Consider the following 10,920-nt stretch of genomic DNA (forward strand, 5'->3'; position numbering starts at 1 on the left):
CCATGGTCGACAAAGGCGATGGGCGGACCCGTCCGGTCGGCGGCCGGATCCGGACGCTCACGCAGGCGGCGCTGAACGCCGATGTCACCGTCTCCCAGGTCGATGCACTGCTCGTCGACATGGAAGGCACGCTGGCCACCCTCAGCGGGCTGACCGACAACCTCGACGCGACGATGTCGCGGTTCAACGAGACCATCACCCAGATCGACGAACTCGCGCCCCGCATTTTTGGGGTCGTCGATCGGATGGAGGCGATCGTGACGCGTGTCGAGGCAATCGTCGGCGTCGCCGAGACAGTGCTGTCGCCCATCGCGCTCACCGAGAGTGCCGTGCGTGGCGTGCTGAAGTCAGTTCGCGGTTGGGCTCCGTAGCGCACCTGCTGCCTACCCAACGGCATCCCAAGGCGCCGTTAGGCCACGATTTCCACTGCCATCCGCGCACCGCCCAAAAAACTCTGGTCACTTTGTTTTCCCTGGTCACAGTAGGTAACTAGCGCCACATTTCCCGCAGGTTCTTGTCGGTGCTTCGAACTAGTGTTCGAATATGGCCACGGACCGCGCCACCATCTTCGCCGCTCATGCGGCGCTGGAGAATGCGGTCACCGAGATCAACGAGTTCGACTACAGCGGCCTATCGGTCACTGATCAACTCGAACTGCTGTCGCGCCGGGAAGTGCTCGCGCGCCGCATGCCGGTCGCCGACCACGCACTTCTGGCGGGCCTTCAAGGGCAAACCACGCCGCGCGAGATCGGAGCGAAGAGTTGGGCCGACGCCCTGACCATCCGCCTTCACATCTCCGCAGATGAGGCCCGGCGACGCGTCCGCGACATGGCCGATCTGGGCCCACGCACCGCTGTCACCGGCGAGACGCTGGCACCGGCGTACGAACACATCGCCGCAGCCCAAGCCGCGGGCGCGATCGGCGCCGAACACATCGCGATCATGAACACGTTCGTCAAGAACCTGCCCGCCTGGGTGGACACCACCACCCGCAGCCAATGCGAAGAAACGCTGATCACCAACGCCGCCGCAGGTCAAACCCCCGAAGAACTCAAAGCGGCCGCCGATCTGCAGTTGTACCTGCTCGACCAGGACGGGCCACTACCCGATGACGCCGAACGCGCCCGCAAACGCAGCTTCCGAATCGGCAAGCAGCAACCCGACGGAATGTCCAAGGTGCAGGGCTGGCTCGACCCCGAAGCGCGCGCCACCCTCGAAGCAGTCCAGGCCAAACTCGGCGCCCCCGGCATGTGCAACCCCGCCGACCCCACACCATGTCAGTCGGGCACACCCACTCAGGCCCAGATCGACAACGACACCCGCAGCGCCGAACAACGCAACCACGACGCCCTCACCGCAATGGGCCGGATCACCCTCGGCACCGACCTCGGCCATCACAACGGCATACCCGTCACCATCGTGGTCACCACCACCCTGCAAGAACTCGAACACGGTACCGGGCTGGCCCTCACCCACACCGGCTCCAAACTGCCCATCCCTGACCTGATCCGGATGGCCGCCCGCAGCGCCCAACCGTATCTGCTCGTGTTCGACAAGCACACCAACGTCCCCCTGTACCTGGGCCGCAGCCGCCGCACCGCATCACTGGGACAGCGGCTGGCACTGTTCGGCCGCGACCGCGGCTGCACCCGCCCCAACTGCACCGCCCCCGCCTCGCGCTCCCAAGCTCACCACGTGAATACCGACTGGCGTGACGACGGACCCACCGACATCACCAATCTCGCCTTGGCGTGCGGCTGCGACAACCGCCTCGCCGACACCGGCGGCTGGACCACCACCATGAAAAACGGCAGAGCCCACTGGACCCCACCACAACTACTCGACGTCGACCAACCAAGAACCAACCAATACTGGCACCCGCAGCTCTACCCCGCCGAAGGCGAAGGTGACAGCGAAAGTGACAGTCCCGCAAATTGATTGGGCGTTTCACAGCGTCCCACCATCGCCGAGCGCCCGGTCGGCTGACGAACTGCGCCCGCCGGCAAATGGGGTGCGGCGCGCCACGAACCGCTCGTTGCGCCGCAGTTCTCGGAGATGAACTGGTCGCTGTTGCCGACGCTCGCCGCCGCGGTCTGCACTTCCACCCTCGCGCCCGCTACCGCATCACCGAAGAGGCCGGTCAGCCCTTCGCGACAATGTAGGTCGATGCTGTAGCTCTACACTGTTGACAGCAGGGAAAATGGGGCGTGTACTGGACTTCTAGCAGTATTAGAGGTGCCACCATGATCGTCATCATTGGACTAGTCGTACTGCTCATGGCGATGATCGCAGGATTCGCCGGCGTGCTCACCAACTCGGGAGCCGCCCACCCGCTGACCGAGAACTTCTCGCTCCTGGGCTATCACGTCACAGGGTCGACCGGCGCGGTGTTCCTGGCCGGGATCGCGGTCGGCGCAGTGGCGATGCTGGGTCTTGCCGTGTTGCTGGCAGGCGCACAGCGTACCGCTGGGCGCGGGCGAGATGCCCGACACCAACTCAAGGATTCGCAACGTGAAACGGCGTTGCTCAACCAGGAGCGCGATCAACGGCTCGAGCATCAGCCAGCCGACACCACCACCGGATCACCGGTGAAGCGCCAGCGAACGACCTTGGGGCACAGCAGGTTTCCCTTGCTCCAGCGCTGGACGCGCGGTCTGCGACCTGCGGGCACCGCGCATGCCTACAGGCCGCGGTAACACCCGCCTGCGATCACAAGCGTCAGCCGCAGTCGCGGCGTAACCAAAAGAAGGAAGGCGACAGCCAATGAGCATCACCAGGACCATGGCCAACAAGGCCGAGGCCGCCAAAGGCGCCTTGAAGAAGTTCATCGGCCAGAGCACCGGCAACACCCGGTTGCGCACCGAAGGCCGGGTCGATCAGTTCAAAGGCAACGCCAAACAGGCCGGCTCCAACATCAAAAACGCTTTCAAACCCTAACCAGCTATCCCCCAACCACATCGGCATCGAAACGAGGTAGACGCCATGATCGTCGCCGGAATCGTCCTCATCATCGCTGGCATGCTGCTCAACACCAACCTGCCCCTGGTGCCCATCGGAGTCGTCCTTCTCGTCATCGGCTTGGTACTGATGGCCATGGGACGGATGGGACGCCCCGCATTCGGCCGCCGCCACTACTACTAGCACTGGCCGGCAACACGTCTCGCCGATGGTGATTCACCGCGGCGTGGGCACGGCGCAACCACTTACCACTGCCAGGTGATGCAACTCCCCGCAGCCACCCGGCCGAATGTCAGAGGAGAAACATCATGCGATACGCAGGGCTATTGGTAGTCGTATGGCTGGTCATCGGCGCCTTCGCCACCGGCCAACGCGGCTACTTCACCCACGCCGAACAGAACTGCGCCAGCGTGGGGACCATCGCGGTCACCGTGATCGCAGGACCACTGAACTACCTGGGTGTCAATCCGAAGGTCACGAACTGTGTTGTGCCCCAGCCCAGTTCGTGACAACCATGGCTCAAGTCCGATCGACCTGCACCTAGGTATCCTACTCAACCACTCCAAGAAGCCAGCATGATCATCAGCACCCAGGCTTTGATCGTCGTCGTCGCGATCGCAGCCATCGTCTTACTCATCGCCCTCGGGGCGATGTTGATGAAAAAGAGCGTTCTCCTGCTTGTCAAAGGCCGGGCAAGCCGGCCGGCGCGCGCCGCCCACCACGGCTCGACGCCGTTCGTCTAACGGCGGGCCAAAATCGCCGCTACCCGCTGTTGCGCAGTGCGGTGGCCAACCCACTCATGGTCAGGAGAATGCCGCGCTGCACGAGTTCGTCTTCGTCGCCCGAGCGGTAGCGGCGCAGCAGCTCGACCTGGAGGTGGTTCAGCGGCTCCAGGTACGGGAACCGGTTGAACACCGACCGTGCCAGGGCCGGGTTGTCGGCGAGCAGGTCGTCCTGTCCGGTGATCAGGGCGTGCATCCGGATGGTGCGCTCGTGTTCGGCGGCGATCTTGTCGAACACCCGGTGGCGCAGCGCTTCGTCGTCCACGAGCTCCGAATACCGCGCCGCCAGGCCCAGATCCGACTTGGCGAGCACCTGCGCCATGTTCGACAGCACGGTCCGGAAGAACGGCCACTTCGCGTACAGGTCCTGCAGCACCTCGAGGCCACCGTCGGTGTTGTCGATGAACTCCTCGAACGCGGTCCCGGTGCCGTACCAGCCGGGCAGCATGACGCGCGACTGGCTCCAGGCCAGCACCCACGGAATGGCCCGCAGATCGGCGATCGACGTGGTCGGCTTGCGGGACGTCGGGCGGCTGCCGATGTTGAGCGCACCGATCTCGCTGACGGGCGTCGACGCCTTGAAGTACTCGACGAATCCCGGTGTCTCGTGCACCAATTCGCTGTAGGCCCGTTGCGCGCGGGCGGCGAGATCGTCGAGCACGTCGTAAGCGGGTGGCGCGGCGTCGCCGAGCCCTTCGACGTCGAGCAGGGTCGATTCGAGGGTCGCGGCCAGCAGGGTCTCCAGATTCCGATGTGCGGCATGCGGTTCGGCGTACTTGGCGGCGATCACCTCACCCTGCTCGGTGATCCGCAGCGAGCCCCGGACCGCACCGGGCGGCTGGGCGAGGATCGCGTCGTAGCTCGGGCCACCACCGCGGCCGACGGTGCCGCCGCGGCCATGGAACAGCCGCAGCCGGATTCCGGTCTTGCGCGCCGATTCCACGAGATCGAGCTCGGCGCGGTACAGCGCCCAGTTGGCCGCCAGGTACCCGCCGTCCTTGTTGGAGTCGGAGTAGCCGAGCATGACCTCCTGGTGGTCGCCTCGCGCGGTGACGATCGACCGGTACAGCGGAATGGCAAGGGCCGCTTCCAGAATGGCCGACCCGCGTTGCAGGTCGTCAATGGTCTCGAACAAGGGCACGATGCCGACCGGGCTGTACGGCTCGGGCCCCGCGGCATCGAGCAGGCCGGCCTCTTTGAGCAGCACTCCCGCCTCGAGGAGATCGGATACCGACTGACACATCGAGATGATGTAGTTGGGGACGGCCTCGGACCCGAACACCTCGACGGCCCGGGCAGCCGCCGCGACGATGTCCAGTTCCTTGCGCGCCAGTTCCGACAGCTGGGCGTCGCGCCCCACCAGCGGCCGCCGCGTGGACAGCTCCTCGACCAGGACGGCGACCCGCTCGTCCTCCGGCAGCGAGGCGTAGTCGGGGTGCACACCGGCCCAGGCCAACAGCTCAGCCACCACCTGCTCGTGCACTTCGGAGTTCTGGCGCAAGTCCAGGCCACACAGATGGAACCCGAAGACGCGCACCGACTCTCGCAACCGGGCCAGCCGGTCGTCGGCCAGCACGCTGGTGCCGCCGGCGCGCAACGAGGCGTCGATGACGTCCAGGTCGGCGAGCAGTTCGGCGGGCGTGGCGTACGGCGGCAGGCCGAGGTCCAGCTCGTGCTCGGGCTGCCGGTCGAGAATCTCGGCGGCGGTGGCCGTCAGGCGCCCGCGCAGCACGTGCAGCGCCTGGCGGTACGGTTCGTCGGCGTGGGCCGGTTCGGGATGCTGGTCGGCCAACTCCTGCAGCGCATCGCTGACGCGGACCAGCCGCGCCGACATCGACAATTCGTGTTCCAGCGCAAGGAGTTCGGCGAAGTAGCGGTCGAATGCGGTGTAGGCCGCACTGCCGGTGGCCAGGCGTACCACGTCGGCGGTGACGTTGGGATTGCCGTCGCGGTCACCGCCGATCCATGAACCGGGCCGCAGGATCGGCGTCTCCAGCAGCGGCTCACCCGGCCAGCGGGCCTGCAGCGCGCCACGCACCTCCGCGTTGACGCGTGGGATGACGTCGAAGAACGCAGCCGGGTAGTAACGCAGCCCGGTGGCGATCTCGTCTTGAATCTTCAACCGCGACAAGCGGATCAGCGCCGTCTGCCACAGCGTGAGAATGTGCCGGCGCAGCTCGGTCTCGATGTCGCGGTCGTCGCGCGTCAGGCTGTGCCCGTGCAACCGCAGCCGCATCAGGTCGGTGATCCGGTTCTGGGTGTCGAAAATGGTGCGCCGCCGGGTTTCGGTGGGATGGGCGGTGATCACCGGCGAGACCAGCGCACCGCGCAGCGCGTCGGCGACCGTGGCACCGTCCAATCCCCCGGCTTCGTCCAGCTTGCGGTACGTCGCGGCCAGGCTGCTGTCCTGCGGCGGCTCCCCCGCTGCCACGTGCACCGCGCGCCGCCGTTCGCGGTGAATGTCCTCGGCGACGTTGGCCAGCAGCGCGAAATGCGTGAATGCCCTGATCACCGGGATGGCCTGATGAATGTCGATGCCGGAGAACAACGCTGCGAGCTCCGCCCGGTCGATCTCGGAACGACGCACGCGGAACGATCCGACCCGTGCCCGTTCCACGAGGTCGAAGACGGCGTCACCGTTCTGCTCGCGCACCGTGTCACCGAGAATGGCGCCGAGCAGCCGGATGTCTTCGCGCATGGGTTCGGTGGCCTCACGGCCCAGTTCGGTGCGCTGAACCGATCCGATCGGCAGCAGCGTGGTGTCGGGAGCGTTCGGAACCTCGGCCATCACTTCAGTATCGACGCCATCCGCCGTTGGCGCAGAGCACGGAGACCGACTCGGTCACGGGGAACCAACGGGGACGATCGGCGTCGACGACGTCGTGGGTGTGGCCGGGCCGCTCGTTCGCGACGTCGTGGTCGACGGTTTCTGCCCGTCGGGCAACACAATTGGGTGCGAATCGCCGCCGTCGCCGCCCTCGCCGGAACTGTCCGCATCCAGGTTCGGCGGCCAGTCCACCGATGTCGGCGGCCAGGCCTTCGCCGACGAGCTGCCGCCACCCGGTGGGGCACAACCCGATCCGGCGCCGAAGTCGCCCGCGCCGGTGCAGTCGGCACGAGCGGCCGGCGGAGAAACCATGAACCAGACGACCACGACGCCGACCACCGCGGCCCGGCGTCTCACCGGCGTTCGTACGGCGCTCATAGCTGCAGGATGTCGCCGTAGGCGTTCACGCTGTCGTCGTTCTTGTCGGTGTCGATCGTCACCGTCGAGAAGAACCGGACGGCCACTGCTCCGCCGCAGCCGTCGACCTTGACGTGGGCGTCGTGGACGGTGATGCCGCCGGTGCGGCCCTTCAGCGATTTCTTGCCGAGCACGACGTTGGTGATCGTGCCCGGCAGCAGGTTCACCGAGACGTTGCCCTCCAGATCGGCGTAGGGACCGATGGCATTCAGCACGTTTCCGCTGAATCCGGGGTTGATTCCGATGTCGGCGTCGCCGCCGACGCTGGCGCCCTCGCTGAGGTCGACCTGGCAGCCCAGCTGCAGGCCCACGATCAACGTCCCGTTGTTGACAGCCGACGAGCCGCTCCCGTCGATGGCGGCCTCGGCCCGGCCGGTGACGAAGCCTTCGCGCGTGAAGGCCGTCGCCGCCATGTTGGGCACCGAGTTGACGGTCATCTGGGTGAGCGAAACCCCAAGGCGCCAGCCATCTTCGGTGTTGACGGCCTGGCGGACATCGGCGACCGGCAGCGGATCGGCAGACGCCACACCACCGGCCACGCAGAGCAGCACCGCCGCGCCTGCGCCGATACGAAGAAGATGCACCACGAGGCGAGATTAGGGGCCGGCGCTATGCGCGCCCTGTCATCGGGATAAGCGCCGGCACAGCACCCGCTGGACGGTTGCTGTCAGTAGCTGAACAAACAGAACCGGCCACGCCTGAGAGGCGTGGCCGGTTCTGGAAGTCTGAAGCTAGGCGCCGTACTTGATCTGCAGCGCGATGCCGATGATCGACACCAGCCAGATGCCGGTGATGAAGTAGGTCAGTCGGTCGAGGTTCTTCTCGACCACGGTGGACCCGGACAGGCTGGACTGCACACCGCCGCCGAACAGGGTCGACAGACCGCCACCCTTGGCCCGGTGGAGCAACACCAGCAACACAACCAACACGCTGGTGATGATCAACGTGATCTGCAGGGCCAAAATCATGAGCCACAGCTTACCGGGTGACGTGCCGTAGCCCGGCCGCGGTCCGCCGTCGCGTCGTCCCCATGGCCACAACTGCGTTGCTGATTCCGCGCCACCGGCGACCGTGACGGCGCACCATGGACACATCAACATCCACTACTCGGCCCATTTGGAGGCCAACATGTCCGTAGTGAAACGTGCTTCCGCGGCTTTGCTGACTGCCGCATTTGCGCTGACGACACCGGCAATATCGCTCGCCGCGCCCAGCGACGACACCTGGGATATCGAGGCATACGACAACTGCATGAAGAAGACCATCCGGAATCCGGACTTGTGCTGTGTCGAGTCCGGGGGCATTCCCGGAATGGACCCCGAGACAGGTTGCCACGCGCCGCCGGCCAAGGCGGCAGACGCCCCGTTGACCACCACGCCGACCCGGCAGCTACCGGGAGGCATCAACAGGGGCAACCTGCCCACCATGGTGTTGGAGCCGGCGAACTAGCCCGTCAGGGCAGCGGACCGCCCGCGGCGATCGCCGACAGCGTCGCGAACTGCTCGCCGTCGAGGGATGCGCCGCCGACCAGCGCGCCGTCGATGTCGGGCTTGGCGACCAACTCGCCGACGTTCTTGGCGTTGACCGAGCCGCCGTAGAGCACGCGCACGGTCGCGGCGATCTCGGGCGACGCCAGCTCGCCCAGGGTCGAGCGGATGGCGGCGCACACCTCCTGCGCGTCGCCGGCGCTGGCCACGCGCCCGGTGCCGATGGCCCAGACGGGCTCATAGGCGATGACCACCTGGCTGATCTCGTCCGCCGACAGCCCCGCCAGCGAGCCCGTGAGCTGGCTGGTGCAGTGCTCGACGTGGTTACCGGCCTCGCGGACGTCCAACCCCTCGCCGATGCACACGATCGGGGTCAGGCCGTGCTTGAGCGCGGCCTTGGCCTTCGCGGCGACCAGGGCGTCGTCCTCGTGGTGGTAGGTCCGGCGCTCGGAGTGCCCGACGACGACGAACGTGCAGCCCAGCTTGGCCAGGAACGCGCCACTGATCTCACCGGTGTAGGCGCCGGAGTCGTGCTGGGACACGTCCTGGGCGCCGTAGGTGAGCAGCAGCTTGTCGCCGTCGACCAGGGTCTGCACGCTGCGCAGGTCGGTGAACGGCGGCAGGACGGTGACGTCGACCTTGGCGAAGTACTTGTCCGGCAAGGCGAATGCGATCTTCTGTACCAGGGCGATGGCCTCGAAGTGATTGAGGTTCATCTTCCAGTTGCCGGCGATGAGCGGCTTACGCGCCATGGTCTACGACCCCAGAACTTCGATGCCCGGGAGGGTCTTGCCCTCGAGGTACTCCAGTGACGCGCCGCCGCCGGTCGAGATGTGGGAGAAGCCGTCCTCGGCGAGTTCGAGCTGGCGCACCGCGGCAGCCGAGTCGCCGCCACCCACGACGCTGAACGCGCCCTTGGACGTTGCGGTGATGATGGCCTCGGCGACGCCCCGGGTGCCGTCGGCGAAGGCGGGGAACTCGAAGACACCCATCGGGCCGTTCCAGAACACGGTCTTGGCGTTGGACAGCAGCGCGGTGAAGCGCTTGACCGACTCGGGGCCGATGTCCAGGCCCATCTTGCCGTCCGGGATGCGGTCGGAGGCGACGGTCTCCGGCACGGCGTCGGCGGCGAACTTGTCGGCCACCACGATGTCGACGGGGAGGTGGATGACGTCGGCGTAGGTGTCCAGCAGCCGCTTACAGGTGTCGATCATCTCCTCCTGCAACAGCGAGGTACCGACCGAAAGCCCTTGGGCCGCAAGGAAGGTGAAGCACATGCCGCCGCCGATGACGATGCTGTCGGCCTTGGTGGCGAGGTTCTCGATGACCGCGAGCTTGTCGGACACCTTCGAGCCACCGAGCACGACGGCATACGGTCGCTCGGTCGAGCTGGTCAGCTGCTCGAGCACCTTGACCTCGGTGGCCACCAGCGTGCCGGCGTAGTGCGGCAGGATGTTCGCGACGTCGTACACCGAGGCCTGCTTGCGGTGCACCACACCGAAGCCGTCGGAGACGAATGCACCCGGCGAGCCGTCGGGACCCTCGACCAGCGCCGCCAGCTCACGGGCCAGGGCCGCGCGCTCGGCGTCGTCCTTGCTGGTCTCGCGCGGGTCGAAGCGGATGTTCTCCAGCAGCAGCACGTCGCCGTCGGTCAGACCCTCGGCGCGGGCGAGCGCGTCGGTGCCGACGACATCACCGGCCAGCTGGACGTGGCGGCCCAGCTTCTCTCCGAGCGCGGCGGCAACCGGCGCGAGCGAGAACTTGGGGTCCGGTCCGCCCTTGGGCCGGCCCAGGTGCGCGGTGATGACGACCTTGGCACCGGCGTCGGCCAGCGCGGCCAGCGTCGGGACCGAGGCGATGATCCGGCCCGGATCGGTGATGTTGCCGTTCTCGTCGAGCGGGACGTTCAGGTCGGAGCGGACCAGGACGCCCCGCCCCTCTACGCCTTCGGTCAACAGCTCATCGAGGGTCTTGATGCTCATACCTGTCTTTCTCTTACGTGCGTCTACAGCGACTTGCCGACCAGTGCGGCCAGATCGGCGATCCGGTTGGAGTAGCCCCACTCGTTGTCATACCAGGACACGACCTTGGCTTGGTTGTCGATCACCTTGGTCAGTCCCGCATCGAACAGTGAACTGTGCGGGTCGGTGACGATATCGGACGACACGATGGGCGCGTCGTAGTACTTCAAAATCCCCTTCAACGGACCCTCGGCCGCGGCCTGCATCGCCGCATTGATCTCCGCGGCCGTCGCCGACTTACCCAGGTCCGCGGTCAGATCGGTCACCGACCCGGTCGGCACCGGCACCCGCAACGCATACCCGTCCAACTTGCCCTTGAGCTCGGGCAGCACCAGCCCGATGGCCTTGGCCGCCCCGGTCGAGGTCGGCACGATGTTGATCGCCGCCGCCCGCGCCCGCCGCAGATCCTTGTGCGGCCCGTCCTGCAG

14 protein-coding genes and 1 pseudogene are annotated in these 10,920 nt (G+C 66.6%); 8 read left to right on the forward strand and 7 right to left on the reverse strand.

The features are described from left to right. Positions 1–2: 2 nt before the first annotated feature. The 7 genes from H289_RS0109710 (at position 3) to H289_RS32920 (ending at position 3,701) form a co-directional block, all read left to right on the forward strand. Positions 3–371: a hypothetical protein gene (locus H289_RS0109710; protein WP_020100587.1), complete on the forward strand. Its 369-nt coding sequence runs from the start codon at positions 3–5 to the stop codon at positions 369–371. 172 nt (positions 372–543) lie between these two features. Continuing rightward, complete coding sequence (locus H289_RS30215; protein WP_020100588.1) at positions 544–1,938, forward strand: HNH endonuclease signature motif containing protein; 1,395 nt, start codon at positions 544–546, stop codon at positions 1,936–1,938. A gap of 305 nt (positions 1,939–2,243) precedes the next feature. Beyond that, complete coding sequence (locus H289_RS30220; protein WP_020100589.1) at positions 2,244–2,696, forward strand: hypothetical protein; 453 nt, start codon at positions 2,244–2,246, stop codon at positions 2,694–2,696. Between the two features lie 67 nt (positions 2,697–2,763). Then, the gene (locus H289_RS32340) at positions 2,764–2,937 is read left to right on the forward strand and encodes a CsbD family protein (RefSeq protein ID WP_020100590.1); all 174 of its coding nucleotides are present in this window, start codon (positions 2,764–2,766) and stop codon (positions 2,935–2,937) included. Between the two features lie 45 nt (positions 2,938–2,982). Further along, positions 2,983–3,141 carry a DUF6131 family protein gene (locus H289_RS33365; RefSeq protein ID WP_020100591.1) on the forward strand — a complete coding sequence of 53 codons (159 nt, stop codon included), beginning with the start codon at positions 2,983–2,985 and terminating at the stop codon, positions 3,139–3,141. A gap of 125 nt (positions 3,142–3,266) precedes the next feature. Further along, positions 3,267–3,467 carry a hypothetical protein gene (locus H289_RS0109735; protein WP_036420328.1) on the forward strand — a complete coding sequence of 67 codons (201 nt, stop codon included), beginning with the start codon at positions 3,267–3,269 and terminating at the stop codon, positions 3,465–3,467. Positions 3,468–3,533: 66 nt separating this feature from the next. Further along, entirely contained in the window at positions 3,534–3,701 is a 168-nt protein-coding gene (locus H289_RS32920) for a hypothetical protein (RefSeq protein WP_020100593.1), read from the forward strand. A 19-nt stretch (positions 3,702–3,720) separates the two neighbouring features. On the opposite strand, the gene ppc is transcribed toward H289_RS32920, so the two are convergent. The 4 genes from ppc to secG all read right to left on the reverse strand — a co-directional run bounded on the left by ppc (position 3,721) and on the right by secG (position 7,952). Next, positions 3,721–6,528, reverse strand: a complete 2,808-nt coding sequence (ppc, locus tag H289_RS0109745; protein WP_020100594.1) for a phosphoenolpyruvate carboxylase — start codon at positions 6,526–6,528, stop codon at positions 3,721–3,723. Positions 6,529–6,582: 54 nt separating this feature from the next. Next, on the reverse strand, positions 6,583–6,945 hold the full coding sequence (locus H289_RS31775) for a hypothetical protein (RefSeq protein WP_155944084.1): 363 nt from the start codon (positions 6,943–6,945) through the stop codon (positions 6,583–6,585). Continuing rightward, positions 6,942–7,535 carry an MspA family porin gene (locus H289_RS0109755; RefSeq protein WP_020100596.1) on the reverse strand — a complete coding sequence of 198 codons (594 nt, stop codon included), beginning with the start codon at positions 7,533–7,535 and terminating at the stop codon, positions 6,942–6,944. Before H289_RS0109755 ends, H289_RS31775 begins: the two co-directional genes overlap by 4 nt. Positions 7,536–7,715: 180 nt before the next feature. Beyond that, positions 7,716–7,952 carry a preprotein translocase subunit SecG gene (gene secG / locus H289_RS0109760; protein WP_029105032.1) on the reverse strand — a complete coding sequence of 79 codons (237 nt, stop codon included), beginning with the start codon at positions 7,950–7,952 and terminating at the stop codon, positions 7,716–7,718. Positions 7,953–8,121: 169 nt separating this feature from the next. Between secG and H289_RS32925 the strand changes: the two genes are divergently transcribed. Then, positions 8,122–8,433 carry a hypothetical protein gene (locus tag H289_RS32925; protein ID WP_138158388.1) on the forward strand — a complete coding sequence of 104 codons (312 nt, stop codon included), beginning with the start codon at positions 8,122–8,124 and terminating at the stop codon, positions 8,431–8,433. Between the two features lie 4 nt (positions 8,434–8,437). Here the strand turns inward: H289_RS32925 and tpiA are convergent, their stop codons facing one another. The 3 genes and pseudogenes from tpiA to H289_RS0109780 form a co-directional block, all read right to left on the reverse strand. After that, positions 8,438–9,223 carry a triose-phosphate isomerase gene (tpiA, locus tag H289_RS33630; protein ID WP_020100599.1) on the reverse strand — a complete coding sequence of 262 codons (786 nt, stop codon included), beginning with the start codon at positions 9,221–9,223 and terminating at the stop codon, positions 8,438–8,440. A 3-nt stretch (positions 9,224–9,226) separates the two neighbouring features. Further along, positions 9,227–10,453 carry a phosphoglycerate kinase gene (locus H289_RS33635; RefSeq protein WP_020100600.1) on the reverse strand — a complete coding sequence of 409 codons (1,227 nt, stop codon included), beginning with the start codon at positions 10,451–10,453 and terminating at the stop codon, positions 9,227–9,229. A 23-nt stretch (positions 10,454–10,476) separates the two neighbouring features. Next, a pseudogene (locus H289_RS0109780) lies at positions 10,477–10,920 on the reverse strand (type I glyceraldehyde-3-phosphate dehydrogenase); the annotation flags it as partial.

Source organism: Mycobacterium sp. 360MFTsu5.1 (genome assembly GCF_000383495.1).
Taxonomy (GTDB): domain Bacteria; phylum Actinomycetota; class Actinomycetes; order Mycobacteriales; family Mycobacteriaceae; genus Mycobacterium; species Mycobacterium mucogenicum_B.

Bases quoted from the DNA above. Each gene is read 5' to 3' on its own strand.
- ppc (WP_020100594.1), bottom strand. From the start codon at position 6,528: ATGGCCGAGGTTCCGAACGCTCCCGACACCACGCTGCTGCCGATCGGA.
- H289_RS0109710 (WP_020100587.1), top strand. From the start codon at position 3: ATGGTCGACAAAGGCGATGGGCGGACCCGTCCGGTCGGCGGCCGGATC.
- H289_RS31775 (WP_155944084.1), bottom strand. From the start codon at position 6,945: ATGAGCGCCGTACGAACGCCGGTGAGACGCCGGGCCGCGGTGGTCGGC.
- H289_RS32340 (WP_020100590.1), top strand. From the start codon at position 2,764: ATGAGCATCACCAGGACCATGGCCAACAAGGCCGAGGCCGCCAAAGGC.
- H289_RS33635 (WP_020100600.1), bottom strand. From the start codon at position 10,453: ATGAGCATCAAGACCCTCGATGAGCTGTTGACCGAAGGCGTAGAGGGG.
- H289_RS32920 (WP_020100593.1), top strand. From the start codon at position 3,534: ATGATCATCAGCACCCAGGCTTTGATCGTCGTCGTCGCGATCGCAGCC.
- tpiA (WP_020100599.1), bottom strand. From the start codon at position 9,223: ATGGCGCGTAAGCCGCTCATCGCCGGCAACTGGAAGATGAACCTCAAT.
- H289_RS33365 (WP_020100591.1), top strand. From the start codon at position 2,983: ATGATCGTCGCCGGAATCGTCCTCATCATCGCTGGCATGCTGCTCAAC.
- H289_RS30220 (WP_020100589.1), top strand. From the start codon at position 2,244: ATGATCGTCATCATTGGACTAGTCGTACTGCTCATGGCGATGATCGCA.
- H289_RS0109735 (WP_036420328.1), top strand. From the start codon at position 3,267: ATGCGATACGCAGGGCTATTGGTAGTCGTATGGCTGGTCATCGGCGCC.
- secG (WP_029105032.1), bottom strand. From the start codon at position 7,952: ATGATTTTGGCCCTGCAGATCACGTTGATCATCACCAGCGTGTTGGTT.
- H289_RS30215 (WP_020100588.1), top strand. From the start codon at position 544: ATGGCCACGGACCGCGCCACCATCTTCGCCGCTCATGCGGCGCTGGAG.